The organism is Paracoccus aerodenitrificans, from assembly GCF_027913215.1.
GTDB lineage: Bacteria > Pseudomonadota > Alphaproteobacteria > Rhodobacterales > Rhodobacteraceae > Paracoccus > Paracoccus aerodenitrificans.
The window spans coordinates 2029525-2051814 of record NZ_CP115784.1; the positions used below are offsets into that span (position 1 = coordinate 2029525).

23 protein-coding genes are annotated in these 22290 nt (G+C 61.2%); 13 read left to right on the forward strand and 10 right to left on the reverse strand.

All coding sequences use genetic code 11. From position 1 onward, the window contains the following. Nucleotides 1-14: 14 nt before the first annotated feature. From PAE61_RS11335 to PAE61_RS11345, 3 genes are all read left to right on the forward strand, one after another. The gene (locus tag PAE61_RS11335) at nt 15-599 is read left to right on the forward strand and encodes a COG3650 family protein (protein WP_271112493.1); all 585 of its coding nucleotides are present in this window, start codon (nt 15-17) and stop codon (nt 597-599) included. Between the two features lie 142 nt (nt 600-741). Continuing rightward, nucleotides 742-2874 (forward strand): YjbH domain-containing protein, encoded by a 2133-nt coding sequence (locus PAE61_RS11340; protein ID WP_271112494.1) that lies wholly within the window; start codon nt 742-744, stop codon nt 2872-2874. A 20-nt stretch (nt 2875-2894) separates the two neighbouring features. Then, nucleotides 2895-3575, forward strand: coding sequence for a YjbF family lipoprotein (locus PAE61_RS11345; protein WP_271112495.1), 681 nt, complete (start codon nt 2895-2897; stop codon nt 3573-3575). A gap of 174 nt (nt 3576-3749) precedes the next feature. On the opposite strand, the gene PAE61_RS11350 is transcribed toward PAE61_RS11345, so the two are convergent. The 4 genes from PAE61_RS11350 to PAE61_RS11365 form a co-directional block, all read right to left on the reverse strand. Then, nucleotides 3750-3956, reverse strand: coding sequence for a hypothetical protein (locus PAE61_RS11350; RefSeq protein ID WP_434803071.1), 207 nt, complete (start codon nt 3954-3956; stop codon nt 3750-3752). Between the two features lie 196 nt (nt 3957-4152). Next, nucleotides 4153-4941, reverse strand: coding sequence for a metal ABC transporter permease (locus tag PAE61_RS11355; RefSeq protein WP_271115141.1), 789 nt, complete (start codon nt 4939-4941; stop codon nt 4153-4155). Beyond that, complete coding sequence (locus PAE61_RS11360) at nt 4934-5713, reverse strand: ATP-binding cassette domain-containing protein (protein ID WP_271112497.1); 780 nt, start codon at nt 5711-5713, stop codon at nt 4934-4936. The genes PAE61_RS11355 and PAE61_RS11360 overlap by 8 nt, the downstream gene beginning before the upstream one ends. Next, nucleotides 5710-6189, reverse strand: coding sequence for a Fur family transcriptional regulator (locus PAE61_RS11365; protein ID WP_271112498.1), 480 nt, complete (start codon nt 6187-6189; stop codon nt 5710-5712). The genes PAE61_RS11360 and PAE61_RS11365 overlap by 4 nt, the downstream gene beginning before the upstream one ends. 75 nt (nt 6190-6264) lie before the next feature. Here PAE61_RS11365 and PAE61_RS11370 point away from each other — a divergent pair, with 75 nt between their 5' ends. Next, entirely contained in the window at nt 6265-7206 is a 942-nt protein-coding gene (locus PAE61_RS11370) for a zinc ABC transporter substrate-binding protein (protein WP_271112499.1), read from the forward strand. Nucleotides 7207-7281: 75 nt separating this feature from the next. Beyond that, nucleotides 7282-7458: a hemin uptake protein HemP gene (gene hemP, locus PAE61_RS11375; protein ID WP_271112500.1), complete on the forward strand. Its 177-nt coding sequence runs from the start codon at nt 7282-7284 to the stop codon at nt 7456-7458. Here hemP and PAE61_RS11380 read toward each other — a convergent pair whose 3' ends face one another. Beyond that, the gene (locus tag PAE61_RS11380; protein WP_271112501.1) at nt 7459-9018 is read right to left on the reverse strand and encodes a pseudouridine synthase; all 1560 of its coding nucleotides are present in this window, start codon (nt 9016-9018) and stop codon (nt 7459-7461) included. It lies immediately after the preceding gene. Between the two features lie 107 nt (nt 9019-9125). On the opposite strand from PAE61_RS11380, the gene PAE61_RS11385 reads away from it, so the two are divergent. Next, entirely contained in the window at nt 9126-9578 is a 453-nt protein-coding gene (locus tag PAE61_RS11385; protein ID WP_271112502.1) for a nucleoside deaminase, read from the forward strand. A 201-nt stretch (nt 9579-9779) separates the two neighbouring features. On the opposite strand, the gene PAE61_RS11390 is transcribed toward PAE61_RS11385, so the two are convergent. Then, nucleotides 9780-11969 (reverse strand): primosomal protein N', encoded by a 2190-nt coding sequence (locus PAE61_RS11390; RefSeq protein WP_271112503.1) that lies wholly within the window; start codon nt 11967-11969, stop codon nt 9780-9782. A gap of 129 nt (nt 11970-12098) precedes the next feature. Here PAE61_RS11390 and fsa point away from each other — a divergent pair, with 129 nt between their 5' ends. From fsa to PAE61_RS11405, 3 genes are read left to right on the forward strand one after another with little or no spacing between them, the layout of a single operon-like run. Beyond that, on the forward strand, nt 12099-12752 hold the full coding sequence (fsa, locus tag PAE61_RS11395) for a fructose-6-phosphate aldolase (protein WP_271112504.1): 654 nt from the start codon (nt 12099-12101) through the stop codon (nt 12750-12752). Continuing rightward, complete coding sequence (locus PAE61_RS11400; RefSeq protein ID WP_271112505.1) at nt 12752-13441, forward strand: DUF484 family protein; 690 nt, start codon at nt 12752-12754, stop codon at nt 13439-13441. The genes fsa and PAE61_RS11400 overlap by 1 nt, the downstream gene beginning before the upstream one ends. Then, on the forward strand, nt 13438-14367 hold the full coding sequence (locus tag PAE61_RS11405) for a tyrosine recombinase XerC (RefSeq protein ID WP_271112506.1): 930 nt from the start codon (nt 13438-13440) through the stop codon (nt 14365-14367). The genes PAE61_RS11400 and PAE61_RS11405 overlap by 4 nt, the downstream gene beginning before the upstream one ends. Here PAE61_RS11405 and PAE61_RS11410 read toward each other — a convergent pair. Next, complete coding sequence (locus PAE61_RS11410) at nt 14340-15137, reverse strand: DUF899 domain-containing protein (RefSeq protein ID WP_271112507.1); 798 nt, start codon at nt 15135-15137, stop codon at nt 14340-14342. The two genes, PAE61_RS11405 and PAE61_RS11410, sit on opposite strands and share 28 nt — an antisense overlap. A 107-nt stretch (nt 15138-15244) precedes the next feature. Here PAE61_RS11410 and PAE61_RS11415 point away from each other — a divergent pair, with 107 nt between their 5' ends. The 4 genes from PAE61_RS11415 (at nt 15245) to PAE61_RS11430 (ending at nt 19391) form a co-directional block, all read left to right on the forward strand. Further along, nucleotides 15245-15688 (forward strand): winged helix-turn-helix transcriptional regulator, encoded by a 444-nt coding sequence (locus PAE61_RS11415; RefSeq protein ID WP_271112508.1) that lies wholly within the window; start codon nt 15245-15247, stop codon nt 15686-15688. 246 nt (nt 15689-15934) lie between these two features. Continuing rightward, nucleotides 15935-16996, forward strand: a complete 1062-nt coding sequence (locus PAE61_RS11420) for a saccharopine dehydrogenase family protein (protein ID WP_271112509.1) — start codon at nt 15935-15937, stop codon at nt 16994-16996. 99 nt (nt 16997-17095) lie between these two features. After that, nucleotides 17096-17785, forward strand: a complete 690-nt coding sequence (locus tag PAE61_RS11425; protein ID WP_271112510.1) for a CDP-alcohol phosphatidyltransferase family protein — start codon at nt 17096-17098, stop codon at nt 17783-17785. Nucleotides 17786-17918: 133 nt separating this feature from the next. After that, entirely contained in the window at nt 17919-19391 is a 1473-nt protein-coding gene (locus PAE61_RS11430; RefSeq protein ID WP_271112511.1) for an ABC transporter substrate-binding protein, read from the forward strand. 22 nt (nt 19392-19413) lie between these two features. Here PAE61_RS11430 and PAE61_RS11435 read toward each other — a convergent pair whose 3' ends face one another. The 3 genes from PAE61_RS11435 to PAE61_RS11445 all read right to left on the reverse strand — a co-directional run bounded on the left by PAE61_RS11435 (nt 19414) and on the right by PAE61_RS11445 (nt 22284). Further along, nucleotides 19414-20343 carry a lytic transglycosylase domain-containing protein gene (locus PAE61_RS11435; protein ID WP_271112512.1) on the reverse strand — a complete coding sequence of 310 codons (930 nt, stop codon included), beginning with the start codon at nt 20341-20343 and terminating at the stop codon, nt 19414-19416. Between the two features lie 104 nt (nt 20344-20447). Beyond that, on the reverse strand, nt 20448-21371 hold the full coding sequence (locus tag PAE61_RS11440; protein WP_271112513.1) for a hypothetical protein: 924 nt from the start codon (nt 21369-21371) through the stop codon (nt 20448-20450). Nucleotides 21372-21501: 130 nt separating this feature from the next. Further along, nucleotides 21502-22284, reverse strand: a complete 783-nt coding sequence (locus PAE61_RS11445) for a L,D-transpeptidase (protein WP_271112514.1) — start codon at nt 22282-22284, stop codon at nt 21502-21504. Nucleotides 22285-22290: the final 6 nt, after the last annotated feature.

A 22290-nucleotide genomic window follows, 5' to 3' on the forward strand; every position in this document is an offset into this window, starting at 1 on the left:
CGAAGGACAGAGAGATGAAATTCCGCCTCGCCCTGGTGCTTCTGCCGCTCGCTCTTGCGGCCTGTGACGAACAGGCCATGCAGGATCTCCGCATGCCGTGGGACCAGCCGCTTGACGCCACGCCCGAACCGGCTGCGCCGCCTGTGGATCCGATGCAGATCCCGCTGGTCGATCCCGAAGTGTCGCCCACGCAAGTGCCGATGGAGGTCGAAGGTCAGCGAAACGCCGTTGCAACGGCTGAATCCACCACGCTGAACACGATGGCCTTCACGGCATCCGGCAATGAACCCTTCTGGCGCGTTGATGTCGCGGAAGGAACGGCGCGATATGCCACGCCTGACAACCAATCGGGCCGGAATATTTCGGTGAACCGGATCGTGTACCGTCAGGGTGTCGAATATGTCGGGACGCTGAATGGTCTGCCGTTCACGCTGAACATTCGCAACGTCGCCTGTCAGGACAGCATGTCGGGCGACACATTCCCGATGACCGCGCTTCTGCGCAGCGGCTCGCAGCGCATGCAGGGCTGTGCCCGCCCTGCCGTGCCTGCAACCCCCGAAAACGCACAGGCCCCGGCGACCCGGCCCGAGCAGGGTTGATCTAAGAACAGGCGGGCCTGCACACGGCCCGCCTCTGCAATGAGGCAACACCCGGCGGGAAAATGCCCGCGCTGCGGTTGCCCCATTGGCTCACCCCCTTAGCCCGGCCTATAGTCGCGCAACAAAAACCGAGGAATTCTGTATGAGCCGCTGCCTGAGACCGCTGCTTCTGACCTCTACCGCATTGCTGACCCTTTCGGTCTCTGCGCTCGGCGTTGCACAACCGACCTTCAGCCAGACGCTGAACAGCTATGGTATGCCCGGCGCGATCGACACGCCGACCGCCACCGCCCCGCCCGAAGGCGAACTGACAGGCTCTGTCAGCGACAGCGATCCGGGGCAGCGGGTGACGTTGTCCTTCCAGCCGACAGCACGGATGACCACGGCGCTGCGTTACTCCCGCATCGACGGGATCGATCCCGAGCGTGATACGCTGACCGACCGCAGCTTCGATTTTCATTTCAATATCCTTCACCAGTCCGAGGGCTGGCGTCCGGCGGTTGCAATCGGTCTTCGCGATTTCATGGGCACCGGGATTTATTCCGGCGAATATATCGTCGCGACGAAAGACATCACGCCAAGACTTCAGGTCAGCGGCGGTATCGGCTGGGGCCGTCTGGCCGGAGACTGGCGCCGCACCGATTACAACGATGAAGGCGGCAAGCCCCGCGTCGAAGACTGGTTCTCCGGTTCGGCAAAGCCGTTCGCCTCGGTTGAATGGAAGGCGACGGATTCGCTGTCGCTGCTGGCGGAATATTCCTATGACGATTACCAGCCCGAGGTCGAAGGCGGCGCGGAAGAACCTGAAAACAAGTTCAATTTCGGCGTCAATTACCGCATCGGCGATATCTATCAGGTGGGTGCCTACACGATCGGCGGAAATATCTTCGGCATTCGCGGCTCTGTCGCTCTGAATGCAAGGGAATCGCAATATCCATCGGGACTCGAACCGGCACCGGCTCCGGTACGCCCGCGCCCTGCCCCAAGCGCAGATCCGGATGGCTGGTCCGGCGCATGGACGGCAGATCCGACAGCACAGCCGGTGATCCAGAATGCTCTGTCGAAAGCGCTTGCCGAAGAAGGGCAGACCCTGGAGGCGATGTCGCTTTCGGCCAATCGCGCCGAAGTCCGCATCCGCAATAACCGCTATAACCTTCAGGCCGAGGCAATCGGGCGCACGGCGAGGCTGATGACCCGCGCCATGCCGCCATCGGTGGAAACATTTGTGATCACCTCGATAGATCACGGCATGCCGACCTCCTCGGTCGTGCTGCAACGCTCCGACATCGAGCAGTTGGAAAATACCGCGAGCGCCCAGATTGCGCAGCGAGCTCAGATCGTGAATGCCGATCCCCGCCCCGGCAATTTGGTCATGGCGGAAGGGCTTTATCCGAAATTTTCGTGGCGTCTTGGTCCTTACCTGAATATCGGGTTGTGGGACGCGGATGAGGCATGGCGCTATGAAGTCGGTGCCGAACTTCGGGCACGTTATGAGTTAACGCCCGGTCTGGTTCTGTCAGGTGCGGTGCGGAAGCGCGCCTTCGGCTCTGCCGACAGGGAAGCACCCGAGCGTCTGACGCCTGAGGAATATCTTGCCGATGGCAGCGACACGAACAGCGCAGGTGTACCGCGCGTGCGCTCTGACGGACGGATGTATTCAGGCAATAACGATCTGGTCATTCCCGAACTGACACTCGCCTGGTACGCGAAGCCGACCCCCACGATCTATACAAGGGTGACTGCGGGCCTGCTGGAGCGCAGCTTCGGCGGTGTCTCGGCAGAAGTTCTGTGGAAACCCGTGGACTCGCGGCTTGCTCTTGGGGCCGAGATCAATCGCGTCCGCAAGCGTGACTTCGACCAACTTTTCGATTTCCGCGACTATGAAGTCACGACGGGCCACCTATCCGCCTATTACGATTTCCGCGGCGGGTTCTGGGGCCGGATCGATGTCGGGAAATATCTGGCTGGCGATGTGGGTGCCACAATTGCACTGAACCGCGAATTCGAAAACGGGTGGCGCGTCGGGGCCTATGCGACCAAGACCGATATGAGCGAAGAAGATTTCGGCGAAGGCTCGTTCGACAAGGGCGTCGTCTTCTCGATCCCGCTGAACTGGGCTACGGGTACGCCGACAACCAGACGTGCGGTCAGCGATGTCCGTTCTCTCTCGCGTGACGGTGGCGCAAGGCTCCGGACAGATGGGCGGTTGTATGAGGTCGTGCGCGACAGCCATACCGGCGAGCTTTATGACGGATGGGGAAAATTCTGGCGATGATGCGTGTGATGAAGAATGCAATGGCGTTAGCCGTTGGCGCCGTTGCGCTGACCGGGTGCGGCAGTCCCGATATGGTCGACGACTCGGTGATGGGACAGATTGCCGAGCTTACCGCCCCGGCAGTCGCCGGGATCACCGGTCGCGGGCAAGCGGCAGAACCTGCCCGTCCGGCCCTGTCGGCTGAGGAAATGGCCGCACGCGCCCTCGCTGCGAACCCTGCCCCGCTGATCCTCGTGAATCTTGAAAGCACGGGCGCAACTCAGGTGATGGCCATGACCGGCGAAAATGGCGGGATGCGCACCTATATGACGCCGAATGAGCAGGCGCTGATCATGCGTGGCGGCATGCTGGTCGGCACCAAGGGTCTTGGCAATGATTTGTCAGTGGCCGAGGTTCAGAACAGCGCCTCCCTTATCCGCGCCCGCCGCTCTGGTCAGGCGACCAGAACCAACCGCTATGTTGGCGGTGACAGCGTCGAGCGTCCCTTGCCCATGACATGCAGCATCGCCACAGGTCAGGGGCAAAGCTTTGCCCTGGGTGGCACAAGCTGGAATGCGACGCAGGTCGTGGAAAACTGTCAGGGTGCCGGGGTCGAGGTGCAGAACACCTATCTGGTCACCCCATCGGGACAGATCCCGGTATCGCGGCAATGGGTCAGCCCCGTTCTGGGCTATGTCACCATTCAGACGATCCGTCCCTGACGTCAAAGGACGAAAAACCGAACAGGAAAGCGCCCGGGCATTGCCCCGGGCGCTTTTCATTTGGCAGAGATCTGCAGCGGTACGATCTTCATTGACCACGCGCACAGGCGTCTGAAAACAAAGAGGGCTGGCCAATGGCCAGCCCTCTGGAAATCAAGTCCTTGCGGACAATGATTAGGAGTCGTCGTCGTCCGAAGCGACTGCAGCGATAACGCCCAGCAGCAGCAGAGCCGGAACCACCAGGCCAGCGTTCGAGGACGCGGGCTCTTGTGCGTCAACAACGACGGGCTCGACGGAAACGACGGGCTCGACATAGCCGCCGGCGAGAGCCGAAGAAGCGGTCAGGCCGAGGGCCGCAGCGAAGGTAGCAAATTTGGTCATGATCATGCTCCGTTTGGTCTTGTGAAAGCTGCAGTTTCCAGCAGCATCGGGGCGACAGTCTCATAAACTGCGTGGCTTTGAAAGTCGGATTGATTCAAATGGCCACTGGGTTTGCCTCAACTGTTGCATATTTCACAACACGCTCCTTAAGCACCGGTTCCTGCACAAGAACCTTGCAGGACTGCGATTGTCACATTTATGCCGAACTCCGCTGAAAGGGCAGCAAAGACAGGAAAATTATCGCCGATGCAGCGATGATCGAGGGGCCTGCGGGAAGGTCTGCGTACAGGCTGGCGGCCAGACCTGACGCAACGGAAATCAGCCCGATCAGGGTCGAAATCACGGCCATGTGTTCGGGTCCGCGTGAAATCCGGCGGGCGGCGGCGGCAGGAATCACCAGCAGCGCGGAAACCAGAAGTGCGCCGACAACACGAATCGCGATGGCAACCGTGATGGCCATTGCGATGGTGAGAATCATCCTTTCCCGGGAGGGGGATATGCCCGAGGCCATCGCCAGCTCTTCATTGACCGTCGCCGTAACCAGAGCCTGCCACCGCCAGCCAAGCAGCGCCAGAACCAGAGAGCCCCCGCCCCAGACCCACAGCAGATCCGCAGGCTGCACCATGAGGATATCTCCGAACAGCCAGCTATCCAGATCGCGCCGCAATCCCGGCACAAGCGAGGCGGCAACCAGACCGAAGGCAAGCGCACCGTGGGCAAGAACGCCAAGTGCCGTATCGACGGCCTCGCCGCGTCCTGCCAGATGCGCGACCAGCCAGCCCATCGCCAGCGCCACACCCATCGTTCCAAGATAGACAGGTGCGCCGAAAGTCAGGCTCAGCGCCACGCCCAGAATGGCGGCATGTGCGGTTGCATCGCCGAAATAGGCCATGCGCTGCCACACAACGAAACAGCCAAGCGGACCGGCGGCAAAAACCACGCCGAACCCGGCAAGCCCCGCGCGGATCAGAAAATCATCAAGCATCGGAACATCCTCGATCATGGGGCTGGTGATGAACATGGCCGAGACCGGGGCCGTCATGCCTGTGATCGTGCTGATGGCGATAAAGCGCAAGCGTCTGCGCCGAATCCGCACCAAACAGAGCCTGATATTCGGGCGCCTCGCTGACCGCCTGAGGCGTACCGTGACAGCAGACATGCCCGTTCAGGCAGATCACATGATCCGAGGCCCGCATGACCACCAGCAGATCATGGCTGACCATCAGCACCGCCGCCTTCGTCTGCTGCCGGATCTCGTCGATCAGTTGATAAAAGGCCACGATGCCGGGCTGATCCAGCCCCTGCGTCGGTTCGTCCAGCACCAGAAGCTGTGGCTGAAACAGAAGCGCCCTTGCCAGAAGCACGCGCTGGAACTGGCCTCCGGATAATCGCGTGATCTGACGCGCCTGAAGTCCCTCCACCCCGGTTCGGGCCAGAGCCTCGGATGCATCGGCATCGCTCACATGGCGGGGCAATGACAGAAACCGGCGAACGCTCATGGGGATCCGGTCATCAATGTGAACACGCTGAGGCACATATCCGATCCGCAGCCCCTTTTGCCGCACCACCCGCCCGGCTTCCATCGCAACATGGCCCAGAACGGTGCGCACCAGAGTCGATTTTCCCGACCCGTTCGGCCCGACAACGGTGACGATCTCTCCGGGAGAAATCGAGAAATCGACATTTTTCAGGATCGGCGTATCGGCCCCGCGATGCCGGACGGTCAAGCCATGAGCCTCTATCAATGGCTGCGTCATGCGTCGGCTTCCGCACAGCCCGCGCATAAGCCGAGCGCCTCGATCGTCGTCCGTTCAACGGTAAACCCCGCTGATTTTGCCACATCGCCCAACTCGGCGCGGAAGCGCTCTGCGCCCATCTCGGCAACGCGCTGACAGGTGCGACAGATCAGAAAGGCAGGGGCCTCGCCATCCGGGTGATGGTTCTGGCAGGCGGTAAACGCGTTCAGCCGCTGGACACGATGCGCCAGCCCGTTCTCGACAAGGAACTCAAGCGCCCGGTAGGCGACCGGAGGCTGTTTGCCCAACCCCTCTGCCGCCAGACGCTCAAGCACCTCATAGGCACCAAGGGCGCGGTGACGCTCCAGCAGGATCTCCAGCACACGGCGGCGCACGGGGGTCAGGCGCAGCCCCCGCGCCTCGGCCAGTTGATCGGCGCGGGCCAGAGCCTCGCCGGCGCAGATATCATGATCGTGGCGTTCAAATGCAGTGGTCATGTGATTTTATAACATTCCGGTTGACTTGTTATGTTATTACATACAATTTGCGCCGATTATCAAGGAAAGATCGACATGCGACATATTCTTCCCCTCATCCCGATGGCCATCGCAGCCCCGCTTCATGCCGAACCGCCCCGGATCGTGACCGACACGGCAATCACAGCATCTTTTGTCCGGCAAGTCACCGGAGAGCAGGGACAGGTCGAAATCCTGCTGTCACAAGGCGCGAATCCGCATGATTTTCAGTTGCGGCCGTCTCAGGCACGAGCATTGCAGCATGCCGACCTGCTGATCTGGACCGGTCCCGAGCTGACGCCTTGGCTGGAACGTGCGGCGGACTCTCTGGACGATTCGGCTCAGCTGCAATTGCTGGAGATCCCCGGCACGGAATTGCGATCCTATGCGCCGCATGATGACACGCATGAAGATCAGCACAGCGATCATACCGCGCATGACCACAATGAGGGCGAAGATGACCACGATCATGACGGCATCGACCCGCATGCCTGGCTGAACCCGGATAACGGAGCTTTGTGGCTGGACCATATCGCCGAACAGCTTGGCGCACGCGATCCGGCGAACGCGCAGCATTATCGCGACAATGCCGGGGCCGCGAAATCCGAACTGAGCGATACCGTGGCCGAAATCCGCGCTATGTTCCCGGCAAATGAAGCCCTGCCTTTTGTGACATTCCATGACGCATATGGCTATTTCACCGAATATTTCTACCTTCCACCGGCAATTGCAGTCAGCCTTGGCGACGCGACGGCTCCGTCAGCAGCCCGGCTGAACGAAGTGCGCGAAGAAATCACGGGCTCCGAGGCTGTCTGCGCCTTCCCCGAGACGAATCAGCCTTTGCAGCTGATCGAGACCGCAATTGAGGGAACAGGGCTTTCACTAGGCGAATCGCTTTCGCCGGCAGGAGATAATTTTTCTTCTAATGCAGATTATTACGCGAATATTCTCATGCAATTGGCGAAGCGTATCAGCGCCTGCGAACAGGGTCAGGAATAATATCCGACAAAAATACTTTGACTTCTGCTGCCCGCTCGCGCAGTGTCGTGACAGGACAAGAAACGAGGAAACGACATGACCGCAACACGCCCTGCCGAATTCGGCCGCGTCGGAGCAACCCCGGTGAATAATCTGCCCGTCCACGAGGCTGAAGCGCTGACACAAGGCGGTAATCAGGCGCTGATCGTCCTGAACGATCAGGTCTACAATCTGCGCATTACCCGCGCAGGAAAGCTGATCCTGACCAAATGATCAGGATTTCGGCTTGCGCGGCCCTTTTGCTCCGGTCCTCCCCCCGGGACGATTGGCCGCGCCGCCGCCGGGCTTGCCGGACCGCGGACGATCAGCGCCGCCATCCCGCTTGAAACCCGGTTTTCCGCCAGATTTCGGACCACCGTATTTCGCGCCGCGATCATCGCGGCCACCTTTCGCAGCACCGCCAGGCCCCGACTTGAAGCCCTGACGCGCAGGTCTGTCCTCACCGTTTCGCCTTTCCCCCGCATGACGCGCTGACGCGCCGCCTTCACCGTCGCGCTTGCCGAACGGCTTATTGCCGCGCTTCGGGCCATCCTCACGCGAAAAACGGCTGCGCGGCCCCTCGGAGTTGTCCTTGCGGCGGTCGAATGCAGGCTTGCCGTCCTGATCCCGGCGCGAAGCGAAACCACGCTTATCGTCACGCGGCTTGCCCTGCTCGCCATCACGGCGGTGCCGGGGTTTTCTGACTGCACCCTCTTCGGAACGGGCCGCGAAATCCTTGCGCTCGCCATCTTGACGGCGGGTGAACGGCCTGCCCTCGCCATCATCGCGACGAGAGAAGGGCCTGCGCTCTTTATCATCGCGTGGCCTGTCATCCCTGCGACGGTCATCGCGGCCTCTGTCATCACCTCGCCGGTCATCGCGGCGGTTGAAGGACTCGCCCGCATCGCCCCTGCGGGCACCGAATTTGCGCGGACCGCGATCATCGCCCCGCTCTCCGCGCTCACCGCGTTGGCCGCGAGGCCGTCTCTGGTCATCCTCTGCACCGCGCTCACGGAAGGGACGCTCTTTTTCCTCGGTTTCGCCGGTCAGCAGACCGCCGAGCTGGTCCTTCAGAACCCGCCGCTTGACCTCACGAACCTCGTTTTCTTCCATCCCGGTCAGCTTGAACGGACCATAGCCGATGCGGATCAGCCGGTTCACCTGCAACCCGACATGCGCCATCGCGCGGCGGATTTCCCGGTTCTTGCCCTCACGGATGCCAACGGTCAGCCAGGCATTGGCCCCTTGCTGACTGTCCAGCTTGATTTCCATCGGCGCGAAATCCTCGCCTTCGATGGTGACGCCACGCCGCAGCGGCGCGAAGGTCAGATCGTTGGGCTGTCCGTTCACCCGCACGCGATAGCGGCGCAACCAGCCGGTTTCCGGCAGTTCCAGCCGCCGCTTCAGCTCTCCGTCATTGGTCAGCAGCAACAGACCTTCAGAGTTGAGATCCAGCCGGCCAACGCTCATGACCCGGGGCAGATCGCGCGGCAGCGCATCGAAAACGGTCTGTCGTCCTTTTTCATCATTCTCCGAGGTGACCAGCCCGACGGGCTTGTAATACACCCAGAGCCGGGTTTCCTGCGGCTCTTCCAGCTTCTTGCCGTCAACCGTGATCCTGTCCGAGGGCATCACATCCAGTGCCGGGCTGTCGATTTTCTGCCCGTTCACAGTGACCCGGCCTTCGAGGATCATGCGCTCAGCCTCACGGCGGCTGGCAAGGCCCGCGCGAGCGATCACCTTGGCGATACGGTCGGCTTCGGCGGGTTTGTCGGGGTTCGGTGCGTCGGTCATGGCGATTCTCCTTTGGCGCATCCCTGCGGCGAAAAACAACAGATACGCGGCCCGGCGGATAAAGGAAAGAACTTCCACTGCACATCCCAGCCATGCAAAAACGGCGCATGAGCCGCTTTATCTCTCAGATGCCGCTTGCGCTGACCGAGGCCCGCGCCGCCGCCGCACGGGGCGAAGTGCCGGTGGGTGCCGTGCTGACCGATGCGCAGGGGCGTGTCGTCGCGCAGGCAGGAAATCGCACCCGCGAACTCAGCGACCCCACCGCCCATGCCGAGATCCTGACGATCCGTGCCGCCTGCGCGGCGCTGCATTCCGAGAGGCTGCCGGGACATCGTCTGTGGGTCACGCTGGAGCCATGCCCGATGTGCGCCGCAGCCATCTCTGCCGCGCGGATCGGGGTTTTGTATTACGGCGCGGATGATCCCCGCATGGGCGGGGTCAGGCATGGTGCGCGGGTTTTCGAGCATCCGCAATGCCATCACCGGCCAGAGATCCATGACGGGATTGCGGCAGAGGAAAGCCGGGGGATTTTACGTGAATTTTTTCAGATAAGGCGCTAAAAATAATTGTTTTAACCGACAGAAGGGCAGCGCACGACCGCTGGTGGGCGCTGCCGACTCCGGGCAATGAGATTTATACCGCATCCCCGCCGAACAGCGGTTCTGATCGGACCGGCAAAAAAGCGCCCGCCCATGGGCCGGTCGGGCGCTGCCCGGCGGCGCTACGCGCCTTGATTCCGGGCGGGGATATCACTGCCACCTTCAAAGAAAACTCTGCGGATCTATATCCACGGAAAGCCGCATATTCACCGGCAGCTTCACCGGCGTCAGCCAGTCCGAGATCGCCTGCTGCAAAGCCGCCTGACGCGGGGCCCGGATCAGCATCCGCATCCGGTGCCGCCCCCTGATCCGGGCAATCGGCGCAGGAGCGGGCCCCCAAAGCTCGGCCCCGGCCTCTCGGATCGGATCGGAGATGTCGGCGAGATGCCGCGCAAACGCCGCCACCGCCGCAGCATCGGGATGCGACAGGATCACCCCTGCCAGCCGCCCGAATGGCGGCATCCCGGCCTGCTGGCGCATCGCCGCCTCGGCATCCCAGAAACCTTCGTCATCGCCCGACAGAATGGCACGTATCACCGGATGATCCGGCTGATGCGTCTGCAACAGCGCCAGCCCCGGCCTTTCGCCCGACACGCGCCCGGCCCGGCCCGCCACCTGCCGCATCAGTTGAAAGGACCGCTCTGCCGCACGCAGATCGGCACCCTGCAGCCCAAGATCGGAATCGATCACCCCGACCAGGGTCAGTTTCGGAAAATTATGCCCTTTTGCAACAAGTTGCGTTCCGATAATGATATCGGTATCGCCTTCAGCAATCGCGGCGATTGTCTCTTTCAGCGCACGGGCAGAGCCGAACAGATCCGAGGACAGCACCGTCGTTTTGGCATCGGGAAACCGCGCCGCGACCTCCTCGGCCAGCCTCTCGACACCCGGCCCGACCGGAGCCAGCCTGCCCTCGACCCCGCATGTGGGGCATGTCTCGGGAATGGCTCTGGTTTCTCCGCATTGATGACAGACCAGACGGTTCTGGAAGCGGTGCTCGACCATCCGCGCGTCGCATTGCTGGCAGCCGATCTGCTCGCCACATGCCCGGCACACCGTCACCGGCGCATAGCCCCTCCGGTTGAGGAACAGCAAGGATTGTTCGCCCCGCGCCATACGCGCCTCGACCGCCCGCGCCAAAGTCGGAGAAATCCATTGCCCGCCCGGCATATTCTCGACCCGAAGATCAATCGTTGCCATCTCGGGCAGTTCCGCCTCGCCATAACGGGAACGCAGATCGAGCCGCCCATACTTCCCCGAGGCCGCATTCACCCAGCTTTCCAGACTGGGCGTGGCAGATGCCAGAACCACCTGCGCCGAGGCCACTGCGCCGCGCAGCACAGCCATGTCGCGGGCTGAATAATAGACCGTATCTTCCTGTTTATAGGAAGAATCATGCTCTTCATCGACCACGATCAGACCCAGATCGCGGAATGGCAGAAACAGCGCCGATCTTGCGCCGACGATAAGCGAAACCTCGCCCTGCCCGGCCATATGCCATAACCGCCGGCGCTCTGAACGGCTCACCCCGGAATGCCATTCGCCGGGACGCGCACCGAAACGCGCCTCGACACGGTCAAGAAACTCGGCCGAAAGAGCGATTTCAGGCAGCAGGACAAGCGCCTGCCTGCCGGTGCGCAGCGCCTCGGCAACCGCTTCGAGATAGATCTCGGTTTTCCCCGACCCGGTCACTCCGCGCAGCAATGTCGTGCCATAACTGCCCGATGCGACGGCCCTGCGCAGACTTCCGGCGGCTTCCGCCTGATCCGGTGCCAGAGCCTTGCCCGGCAGGCCGGGATCCAGCCGGGGATAAGGCAGATCCTTCGGCGCGGTGATCTCGGCCAGAGTTCCGGCGGCGACCAGCCCCTTGACGACTCCGCTGCCAACCCCGGCAAGCTGAGCAAGTTCCGAGGGCGCGAAGCTGGCACCCCCATGCTCGGCGATCACCCGTATCACCGCCTGCCGGGCTTCCGTCATTCTGGACGGCTCGGGTCCCGCGCGGGTGATGATCTTCCGCTCGGCGGGCGGCCTGTCCAGATCCGGCGCACGCATCGCCATGCGCAGCATCAGCGGCATCGGCGTCAGCGTATACTCGGCAGCGCGGCCAAGGAATTCGCGCAGCTCATCGGATAAAGGCGCGGCATCTACGACCCGGATCACCTTGCGCAGCCTGGACAGATCGAATGAACCGTCACCGCGCCCCCAAACCACCCCCATGACCCGACGCGGTCCAAGAGGACAAATCACGATGCAGCCATCCCCGACCCCGCCTTCGGGCGCAAGATAATCCAGCATCCCGACCGGCTCTGTCGTCATGACACCGATACGCTGTCCCGCCTGATGGAAAGTCACTGCCTGCCTGTCATCGACTCGCGAAGACCCGCAGAGTTACCGTTTGACCGACGAAAAACAAGCGCCCCGCCTTCCTGAGCCGGGGCTGATGCGCTATCACTCTGGCAAACGCAAACCGAGGAGAGCGTCATGAAGTTCTTTGTCGATACCGCCGATGTCGATGCCATCCGCGAACTGAACGATCTGGGCATGGTGGACGGTGTGACCACCAACCCGTCGCTGATCCTGAAGGCCGGGCGCGACATCGAAGAAGTCACCCGGGAAATCTGCGAGATGGTCGATGGCCCCGTCTCGGCCGAAGTCGTCGCTGAAAAAGCGGATGACATGATTCGCGAAGGCAAGCATCTGGCGAAGATCGCGGATAATATCGCGGTGAAGGTTCCGCTGACCTGGGACGGGCTGAAAGCATGCCGCGCATTGTCCGATGACGGTCATATGGTGAACGTGACGCTGTGCTTCTCTCCGGCGCAGGCGATTCTGGCCGCCAAGGCCGGCGCGACCTTCATCAGCCCGTTTATCGGTCGCCTTGACGACATCCATCTGGACGGGATGGAGCTGATTTCGGATATCCGGGAAATCTACGATAATTACGGCTATGAGACGCAGATCCTTGCCGCCTCGATCCGCTCGGTGAACCATATCATCGAAGCGGGCCGGATCGGCGCCGATGTGATCACCTCGCCGCCCAATGTGATCAAGTCGATGGCCACGCATCCGCTGACGGATAAAGGTCTGGCGCAGTTCAACGCCGACTGGGAAAAAACCGGGCAGAAGATCGGGTAATGAGCCAGCCTCTCAGCCCCGAGACACGGCAGGCGCTGCTTGAAGACCCAAGCGCCATCCTGATGGACAGGGATCTCATGCGCGCCATTGTCGGTGCGCATGAGGATGGCGTCGGCAGCAATGTCATCGACATTCGCGGTCGCGCCATGACCGCGCTTGAGGCGCGGCTGGACCGGCTGGAATCGGCGCATGAAACCGTGATCGCGGCGGCCTATGAAAACCAGTCGGGGATGAACACCATCCACCGCGCGGTGCTGTCGCTGCTTCAGCCGGTGGATTTCGACGATTTCCTTGAGAATATGCAGACCGACCTCGCGGATATCCTGCGCGTCGATACGCTTGTTCTGGTCATGGAAACCGCTGCCAAGGAAGGCACCCCCGAGATGGGCGGCCCGCTGACGATGGTTCCCGAGGGGACCGTCTCCCGTGCCATCGCCGCCGGGCGGCGGGGTCAGCAATCGGGCGAAGTCATGCTGCGCCGCGCCTCCAGCGTCAGCGCGGGGCTTCACGGCGCACCCGTCGCCTCTGAGGCGCTGATTCCGCTGGATCTTGGACCGACGCGCATGCCTGCGCTGCTTCTGATGGGATCGGATGAGCCGGGCCGTTTCAGCGCCGCGCATGGCACGGATCTGCTGCGCTTCTTCGGTCAGGCCTTCCGGCTGGTCCTGCTGCGCTGGCTGGACGAATGACACAGCCACTTGCGCTGTCGCCCGCTATGGCGGATGCGCTGGCGCGGTGGCTGGAAGCCGAAGCCGGGGCGAAAGATCGCTCGCCCCACACAATCGCCGCATATCGCGACGACACAATCGCGTTTCTGGCCTTTCTGGGCGGGTATCACGGCATTGCCGCCACGCCGAAATCCCTTGGCACCCTGAAACAATCCGATATGCGGGCCTTCGCCGCGTCCGAGCGGAACCGCGGATTTTCGGCCCGCTCGCTTGCGCGAAGGCTGTCGGCGGTGAGAAGCTTCCTTCGCTGGATGTCGGACCGCGAGGGATATGATCTGTCGGCGGCGCTCTCGGCCCGGGGACCGAAATATCAGCGCTCCCTGCCCCGCCCCCTTGCGCCCGAGCAGGCCCGCGAATTGCTGGATTATGCCGAACATCACCATCCCGAGGCATGGATCGCCGCCCGCGATGCGGCGGTGCTGACGCTGCTTTACGGCTGCGGTTTGCGAATCTCCGAGGCGCTCGGCCTGAAGGGGCGCGACTGGCCTTTCAGCGAGTCGCTGACCATCGCAGGCAAAGGCGGGCGTGAGCGGATGGTGCCTGTGCTTCCGGTGCTGAACGACGCCGTCGCCGCCTATCTGAAACTGTGCCCCTGGCCTCTGGAAGCCGAAGGACCGCTGTTTTACGGCGCACGGGGCGGCCCGCTGCGTCCCGGCGTGATGGCTGGCGCAATGGCCCAAATGCGCCAGTCGCTTGGCCTGCCTCCGACCGCGACACCCCATGCAATGCGGCACAGCTTTGCCACGCATCTACTGTCGGCCGGAGGCGATCTGCGCACGATTCAGGAATTGCTGGGTCATGCCAGCCTGTCGACAACTCAGGTCTATACCGGCGTAGACGATGCGCGGCTGATCGAGGTTTACCGCAAGGCCCATCCAAGGCGCTGAGCATCACCCGTCACAGCTTCAGTGACCGCAGCATCCTTCCGTTGCCTGCCCATATTCGTCATGCAGGCGCAGCCAGCTATGCGTTTTGCCGCGCTCATTGCGGCCCAAAGGGGCCAGATCAGCCAGTTCAGCGCCCCCATCAGCAATTCCGGCCCCCGGCCATAGGTCGAATAGGCATGAAAGATCTCATCCGAACCTTCCCGGCGCACGAAGATCGAGACACCGAACATGTCGCTGGCCTTCTGGATCTGCGCCTTGCCGTAATTATACTCGGCACCGCCATCCGCCAGATCCCCGGGGTGGAAGGACACACCGAAATCATAGCTGAAATCAGTGTCACCCGATGACACCCAAGCGAATTGCCAACCCATTCTGCGCTTGACCGCCTGAATTCGCGCGACAGGCGCACGCGACACGGCGGCATAAGACAGACCTGCCTGTTCGAAATGCTGCCGCGCCGCATCGACATGATCGGCAATGAACGAACAGCCGGCGCAGAGATGATCGGAATCCGGCGACAGCATGAAATGCTGTATGGCAAGCTGGTTACGCCCGGCAAACAGATCGCCCAGATGCCGCTTCCCCTCCGCTCCGTCGAAAACATAGTCTTTCGTGACCCGCACCCAGGGCAGCGCCCGCCGCGCGGTGCGCAGCCGGTCCAGATCATGTGTCAGAGCGACTTCGCGGTCGAGCAGCGCCTTGCGTGCCCTCAGCCATTCATCCTGCGACACGACCTCATGATCGTCCAGTTCCGCAATATCGGGAATCATTTCACCTCTCCTTTCAATGATCCGGGCACCAGACGACCCGTTGTTACTTGCATGATGCAATCATCATTGCCGCTTGCATGATACAAGTCAACTGTTAGATATCGTCCATGCTCGGACGGCTTTATGAAAATCAGGACTGCTCGGCAGCGCGTACGCTGGAAATCGTCGGCGAACGCTGGAGCTTGCTGATCCTGCGCGACGCCATGTTTCGCAATTATGTCCGGTTCTCGGATTTTCAGCGCAGCCTCGGCATCGCAACGAACATCCTTGCCAAGCGTCTGGACAGTTTCGTCGAAAACGGGCTGATGATCCGGCAAGGGGATGATGACCCCGGCGAACCGCGCGAATACCATCTGACCGAAAAGGGCCTAGCACTGATGCCGGTCATCATCGCCCTGACTGAATGGGGCGACCAATGGGCCCAGCCCGGCCCGGTCGAGTTTCGCCATGCGACATCCGGCGCCCGGATCGAACTGAGGCTAATGGACACGGTAAAGGATATCACGGTCCGTCCCGACCAGATCCGCGCCATCCGTCGGCAGAAAGTCTGAGATACAATCCGCCGCGCCATTCGCGACATCTGGGCTTGCCGTGAACAGTGACACTGCCACCGGCACGCAAGCTGTGTACAGTCCGTGTACGCGCGGTGTACCGCAAGGCGCACCCCAGACGCTGAACCGACAGGTCAACCGGAACCAATCCCCCTGATATCATCGGAATTGTAAAATCATCGGTTTCGCCCTACTGTTTCAGGCAGCGAACAGCCAAGTCCATCTTCCGGAAATCAGGGTTCATAAATGACCGATCTTATGGTGTACGGGGCCTACGGGTATAGCGGCGAACTTGTGGTTCGCGAATTGGTCCGACGGGGCCGTAAACCGGTCATCGCAGGGCGAAGCGCGGATAAGCTTATCCCACTGGCGCAGGAATTATCTCTGCCGCATCGTGCGTTTGATGTGACTGACGCGACGGAGGCGCTTCAGGGGATTAAAACGCTTCTGAACTGCGCCGGTCCTTTCGCCAAAACCGCCGCCCCGCTTGTCGATACATGTCTGGCGCAATCCATTCATTATATCGACATCACCGGAGAAATCCCGGTCTTTACATATTGCCATCAACGCGCCGAACAAGCCCGCAAGGCCGGTGTTATCCTATGTCCGGGTGCGGGCTTCGACGTGGTGCCGACCGATTGCCTTGCCGCCGAACTGAAATCGCGCATCCCCAACGCAGAGACGATCAACCTCGCCTTTTCTTTTGGAACAAAGCCAAGCATCGGCACCGCGACCACCGCGCTTGAGGCGATCCAGCAAGGCGGTCGGATCCGCCGCGATCACGAGTTGAAGCCGGTGGGCAACGCCTACCGGCTGCGCAGGATTCCCTTTCCCAGCGATACGCTGTGGACGGCGACTTTGCCCTGGGGCGATGTTTACACTTCGGGGATTTCAACCGGGGTGCCGAACGGCATGGTCTATGCGGCATTGCCGCTTCCGGCAGGGATACTGACAAAACTGACCTCTCCCATCCGCAGCCTGTTCGGCAAGCCCTTTGTGAAAAGCCGTCTGGAAAAGCTCATCCGCAAGAATTTCTCGGGCGGGCCGGACGATCAGGCCCGGGCCGAAGAGCGGACCGAGTTCTGGGGCGAGGCCATCGCGCCCGGCGGAAAGCGGCTGGAGATGCATTTCTCGGCACCGAATGTCTACAGCCTCACGGTGGATGCTGCGGTTGGCATTACCTGCTGGTGCCATGATCACGAGGGCGACACCGCAGGCTATTTCACCGCGTCGATGCTGATGGGAAAGGAATTCATCAGCACTCTGACGGATGTTTCGCCCATGACCGAGGTGACACAGGCAGGCTAAGCCCCTTTCGGAAAGCGCTTCGGCAACAATAAAAGCAGTTTCAGGGTCAACAGCCGAAGCTGACTTGCCTGCGGCCCGCGCGGATGCGAAAACGCCGGGATGGAAATTCGCGTCAAAGCCCTGTTCGTCCATTTGCTGACCGCAAGCGGAGCGGTGTTCTCGATGCTGGCCATGCTGGCGGCGGTCGAGGAAGAATGGTCGATCATGTTCCTCTGGTTGATCGTCGCCCTTGTGGTTGACGGAATCGACGGCCCGCTTGCGCGTCGTTATCGCGTCAAGGAAAACTGGCCGATCTATGACGGTGTCCTGATGGATCTGATCATAGATTTCCTGACTTATGTGTTCATCCCGGCCTTTGCTCTGTTTGAATCTGATCTTCTGCCCGGCTGGACGGGATGGTTCGCGATCATTGCCATCACCTATGGATCGATCCTGTATTTTTCCGATACGAGGATGAAAACCAGAGATAATTCCTTCGCCGGGTTCCCCGCATGCTGGAATATGGTGGTGCTGGTCCTGTTCGCACTGAAACCGAATTTCTGGATCATTCTGGCCATCGTCATCGTGCTGACAGTCGCGATGTTCACCAATGTGAAATTCATTCATCCGGTCCGTACTGAGCGTTGGCGGATGATCTCGCTGCCGATTGCGGCTGCATGGGTCGCATTCAGCCTCTGGGCGATCTTTGTCGATTTTCACCCGGCAAGCTGGGCCAATTGGGGTCTGGTGATCACAAGCATATGGCTTCTGGTCGCCGGTGCCTTGCAGCAACTGACCGAAAAGGACTGACTCTTTCGGGGACAGATCCGGTCGCCGCGCGGGAGGGTCAAACCCCTGCCCGGCAGGCCGGAACCATATTAATCCTTGATCCTGTGGTATTTCCGCCCATTATCAGGCGCGACATCTGATACCGGGGGAAAGAATGTTCCATCGCTGGAAAACAACGACAGCCGTCTTCGCGCTGATGGCCTCACCGGCTCTTGCCGCGCAGGATTCGATTACGCTTGGAATGGTTCTGGAGCCCCCGGGTCTTGACCCGACAGGAAATGCGGCGGCGGCGATTGATGAGGTCGTCTATTCCAACGTCTTCGAAGGTCTCACGAAGTTCGGTCCCGACGGAGCGATCCTGCCCGCGCTCGCCGCAAGCTGGGATATTGAGGACGATGGCAAAACCTATGTTTTCCATCTGAATGAGGGCGTGACCTTTCATGATGGCGCTGAGTTCACCGCCGAGGATGTCGTGTTCTCTCTGGACCGCGCCCGTGCCGAGGACTCGACCAATGCACAGAAAACGCTGTTCGAGGGCATTGAGTCGGTAGAAGCGGTCGATCCCGCCACGGTGCGCGTCACGCTTGCCGCGCCGGATGGGCTGTTCCCGTTCAAGATGGCATGGGGCGATGCCGTCATGCTGGATGAGGCCTCTGCCGCCGATGCGGCAACCCGCCCCGTCGGCACGGGTCCGTTTCGCTTTGTCGCATGGCGGCAGGGCGATTCCATCAACCTTGAAGCATTTGACGGGTATTGGGGTGAAAGACCCGCCCTGAAGACCGCGACATTCCGCTTTATCGGCGATCCGACAGCCGCGTTTTCATCGCTGATGGCCGGAGATGTCGATGCGTTTCCGATCTATCCGGCACCGGAAACCCTTGCCCAGATCGAGGCCGATCCACGTTTCAAGGTCATTGTCGGCACGACCGAAGGGGAAACCATCCTCAGCATGAACAAGGCTGCCCCGCCTCTGGACGATATTCGGGTGCGCGAGGCGATTGCCCATGCCATCAACCGGCAGGAACTGATCGACGGTGCGATGTTCGGATACGGAACGCCAATCGGCACACATTTCGCGCCACATCATCCGGATTACGTGGATCTTACCCAGCAATCGGATTTCGATCCCGACCGGTCGCGGGAATTGCTGGCCGAGGCCGGAGCAGAGGATCTGAGCCTGCGCCTTGCCCTGCCTCCGACGCCCTATGCCCGCCGTGGCGGGGAACTGCTTGCGGCACAGCTTCGCAATGTCGGCATTCAGACCGAGACCACCAATATGGAATGGTCGCAATGGCTTGAGACGGTTTTCACCGGCAAGGATTACGATTTGACCATCATCAGCCATGTCGAGCCGATGGATATCGAGATCTATGCCCGCGACGATTACTATTTCAACTATTATAATGAAGATCTGAAATCCGTCATGGCAGAGGTCAATGTCACGACCGATGACGCCAAGCGGTCAGAGTTGCTGAAGCAGGCGCAGACGATCATCGCCGATGATTTCGCCAATGCCTATCTGTTCCAACTGGCAAAGACCGGGGTCGCGGATGCCCGGATCGAAGGTCTGTGGGAGAATTCTCCGACACCGGCGAATGATCTCTCGCAGGTTCGCTGGACCGAATAAGCCACCGCCTGCGGAGAAAGGATCAGTTGCGCAGGACGATGCAGCGGATCCCGACCATCTTCGCCTTCTGGCAGAAGCGGTTCGCGTCGCCGCGGGCATCCCAGCCGACCTGAGCCGTATAGACCCGGCGTCCGCCACCACGCAGCGACCGGCGCACATAGCTGACGCGCTTGCCGTCCAGTATCGGGCCAAGCGCCCGGTTCAGCCGGTTGATCTGCCCCTGCACACCCCCACGGGTCGGATGTGAAGCAAGGATCACGCCCCAGGGCGACGGCGCTTCATCCTGCCCGCCCGTGGTGAATTCCCGCAACTCACGGTTTCCGGCAAGCCTTGTACAGGCCTCCAGAAACGGGGCATCGCCATCAAGACGAAGATCCAGCTTATCCGCGCCTGGAGGATCCTCGCGCCACCGCCAGGCGTTGAACCCGGTAATCGCCTCGACATAATCCTGTGTCTCATAAGGCAGCGTCCCGCCGGAACGCATGAAGCGGTCCGCACGGTTTTCACCGCCATTATAGGCCACCGCAGCGATCCCGATCGAGCCATAGAACCGGCTCAGCCTGCTCAGATAGGCGGCCGATACGGAAATCGCCTCGGCCGGGTTGAAGGGATCATGCAGGTCGACAATCGCGGCCGTGCTGGGGATGAACTGGGCAATCCCTTCGGCCCCGGCAGGAGAAATCGCGCTTGGCTCGAACCGGCTTTCCTTCCACAGAAGGCGGGCCAGAAAATTCTTGTCCAGCCCCTGCCGGGATGCCGCGCGTTCGATATTGCGGCAGACATCGGCCACATATGTATCCAGATAAACGCAATATAGCCCGTCCGCCGTGCAACGCCGATTTTCGGCTTCTGTCATCGGCGGAAGCCCATAAACGGCATCTACCGCAGGCCGCGCGGAAACGCTGCCTGCGCCAAGCGCCACGGCAAGAAAGAGACTGAAAAATCGGCGCATCCGCTCTGCCCTGCTGTGACCCCACTATAGGGGAATTAGCAAATCGCGGCGGCTCGGGAAACCGTCTGAACGCCGATTTCGAACATGAGCGAGGCCCGGCGCTTTTAACCCAGCTCGGCTGCGGCCTTCCGCGCCTGACGCGCTGCCTTCCGCGCTTTGCGCTGCGCTTTACGAGCTTTTTCCTCAGCCTCTTCCGCGGTCTTGCGGCGCTTCTTGGTGTCTTTCTTCTGCATCTTTCTGGCGGCCTCGGCAGCTTTCGCAGCGGCCTTGTCAGCCTTGGCAGCGCGAAGCTCGGCAGCCTCGGTCAATTCCCGGACGCGCTCGGTTGCCTGATCTGCCTTTTCCGCCTTCGGCTGATTCTGCACACCGGCAGCAACCGCAGGCGCCGCTATAGCGCTTGCTTTGCCGGCTTCCGCGACAGGCTTCTGAGAGCGCTGTCCGGCTTTCGTATCAGCAGGCACTGGACCCGTTACAGAGCAGGTCCGGGCGGCACCGCTGCCATCCGCGACCATCACCTTGCCTGCATCCGTCTTATCCTGAGAAGCGGAAGCAGGTTTTGCTTTGCCGACCTTGCGCGGTCCGCTGCCGCGCCGATCAGGCTGTGCGCCCGCCTTGCCCCGAGATGCACGCTTCACCGCACCGCTGCGCGTTGCGGCTTTCCGCCCCGCCGATGCAGCGGAGGCAGGTTTGGCCGCAGCCTCTCCGGCCTGCTGTGCTGCCGCATCTTCGCGCTTTTTGCGTTCAGCCGAAGCGCGACGCAATGCGGCGGCAAGGTATTTTTCTTTCTCAACCGTGCCTTCATTTCCGCTTGCGGGCGCAGCTCCGGCGGGATCGGCCTTGCCCCGGGCTTCACGCCGCTGACGATTGCCAACGCCACGCGCCTTGTCGCGCAATGCCCGCAATCTTGAAATCATACTCGTCAGCTCTGTATCGGACAGGGTCGCGATTTGCGGCCGACGGGATTTCTGGGCCAGTTCAAGCTCATCACCCGAAAGGGCACGATGTTCTTCCCTGTTAAAATTCGGCATTTCAGTCCCCGGTTGTACAAATCCATCATAACTGACGCTAACCGGCAAAGGAAGTTCCAAAAATTTCCGTCGCTTGAACGGAAAACCCCGGCCTGAAAGGCCGGGGTCCCGAATGTCACAAAATATTTACTTATCCCCGAACGGCGCTTTCGACCGGACTGACACCAGGTGCTGCAGTCGGCATTGCGGCATCCATCGTCTGGCTGGCCGGGATTGCATAACCCTCGGGCGACTCGATGACGCGACCCTCATACTGAACGCTTTCGGCGCGTGTCCGGACATGCACCGGGGTTCCGTTCGGCACGCGGTTGAACAGATCCATGATGTCCTGATTGAACATGCGGATACATCCTGCCGAGGTCGCCTTGCCGATTGACGACGGGTCTACCGTGCCGTGGATCCGGTAGTATGTGTCGCGACCGCCCTGATACAGATACAGCGCACGCGAACCCAGCGGGTTTTCCGGACCGCCGGCCATGCCGCCTTTCAGCGGGCCATAAAGCTCTGGCTGGGTGGCAACCATGTTCGCGGTCGGCGTCCAGCTTGGCCATTCCGCCTTGCGGGCAATCGTTCCGTTGCCAGAGAAGTTCTGACCGGCCTTGCCGACAGCAACGCCATAACGCTCCGCCATGCCACCGGCCTGCACATAATAGAGCAGCCGTGCAAACGGATCGACAACGATCGTGCCGGCGGATTCGGGTCCGTTATAAGGAACGGTGGTGCGCATCGTGCGCTCATTCAGATAGGCTGTCTTCACCGCTGCGATATCGATCGGCTCTCCGTTCGGGCCGCTATCGACGCGTGCCTCGTAATAGCTGGGAACGAATTTCTGTGGAGCGGTAACGACGGGCTGGCTTGGACCGCAGGCAGCGAGGCCGAGAACGGCAGCAAGCGCGACATAGATAATGCGCATTCTGAC

Coding starts and splice junctions, on each gene's coding strand:
- PAE61_RS11335 (WP_271112493.1), top strand. CDS start 15: ATGAAATTCCGCCTCGCCCTGGTGCTTCTGCCGCTCGCTCTTGCGGCC.
- PAE61_RS11350 (WP_434803071.1), bottom strand. CDS start 3,956: ATGACCAAATTTGCTACCTTCGCTGCGGCCCTCGGCCTGACCGCTTCT.
- fsa (WP_271112504.1), top strand. CDS start 12,099: ATGAAGTTCTTTGTCGATACCGCCGATGTCGATGCCATCCGCGAACTG.
- PAE61_RS11420 (WP_271112509.1), top strand. CDS start 15,935: ATGACCGATCTTATGGTGTACGGGGCCTACGGGTATAGCGGCGAACTT.
- PAE61_RS11415 (WP_271112508.1), top strand. CDS start 15,245: ATGCTCGGACGGCTTTATGAAAATCAGGACTGCTCGGCAGCGCGTACG.
- PAE61_RS11345 (WP_271112495.1), top strand. CDS start 2,895: ATGGCGTTAGCCGTTGGCGCCGTTGCGCTGACCGGGTGCGGCAGTCCC.
- PAE61_RS11405 (WP_271112506.1), top strand. CDS start 13,438: ATGACACAGCCACTTGCGCTGTCGCCCGCTATGGCGGATGCGCTGGCG.
- PAE61_RS11370 (WP_271112499.1), top strand. CDS start 6,265: ATGCGACATATTCTTCCCCTCATCCCGATGGCCATCGCAGCCCCGCTT.
- PAE61_RS11435 (WP_271112512.1), bottom strand. CDS start 20,343: ATGCGCCGATTTTTCAGTCTCTTTCTTGCCGTGGCGCTTGGCGCAGGC.
- PAE61_RS11380 (WP_271112501.1), bottom strand. CDS start 9,018: ATGACCGACGCACCGAACCCCGACAAACCCGCCGAAGCCGACCGTATC.
- PAE61_RS11400 (WP_271112505.1), top strand. CDS start 12,752: ATGAGCCAGCCTCTCAGCCCCGAGACACGGCAGGCGCTGCTTGAAGAC.
- PAE61_RS11430 (WP_271112511.1), top strand. CDS start 17,919: ATGTTCCATCGCTGGAAAACAACGACAGCCGTCTTCGCGCTGATGGCC.
- PAE61_RS11365 (WP_271112498.1), bottom strand. CDS start 6,189: ATGACCACTGCATTTGAACGCCACGATCATGATATCTGCGCCGGCGAG.
- hemP (WP_271112500.1), top strand. CDS start 7,282: ATGACCGCAACACGCCCTGCCGAATTCGGCCGCGTCGGAGCAACCCCG.
- PAE61_RS11425 (WP_271112510.1), top strand. CDS start 17,096: ATGGAAATTCGCGTCAAAGCCCTGTTCGTCCATTTGCTGACCGCAAGC.
- PAE61_RS11340 (WP_271112494.1), top strand. CDS start 742: ATGAGCCGCTGCCTGAGACCGCTGCTTCTGACCTCTACCGCATTGCTG.
- PAE61_RS11445 (WP_271112514.1), bottom strand. CDS start 22,284: ATGCGCATTATCTATGTCGCGCTTGCTGCCGTTCTCGGCCTCGCTGCC.
- PAE61_RS11440 (WP_271112513.1), bottom strand. CDS start 21,371: ATGCCGAATTTTAACAGGGAAGAACATCGTGCCCTTTCGGGTGATGAG.
- PAE61_RS11385 (WP_271112502.1), top strand. CDS start 9,126: ATGAGCCGCTTTATCTCTCAGATGCCGCTTGCGCTGACCGAGGCCCGC.
- PAE61_RS11410 (WP_271112507.1), bottom strand. CDS start 15,137: ATGATTCCCGATATTGCGGAACTGGACGATCATGAGGTCGTGTCGCAG.
- PAE61_RS11360 (WP_271112497.1), bottom strand. CDS start 5,713: ATGACGCAGCCATTGATAGAGGCTCATGGCTTGACCGTCCGGCATCGC.
- PAE61_RS11355 (WP_271115141.1), bottom strand. CDS start 4,941: ATGCTTGATGATTTTCTGATCCGCGCGGGGCTTGCCGGGTTCGGCGTG.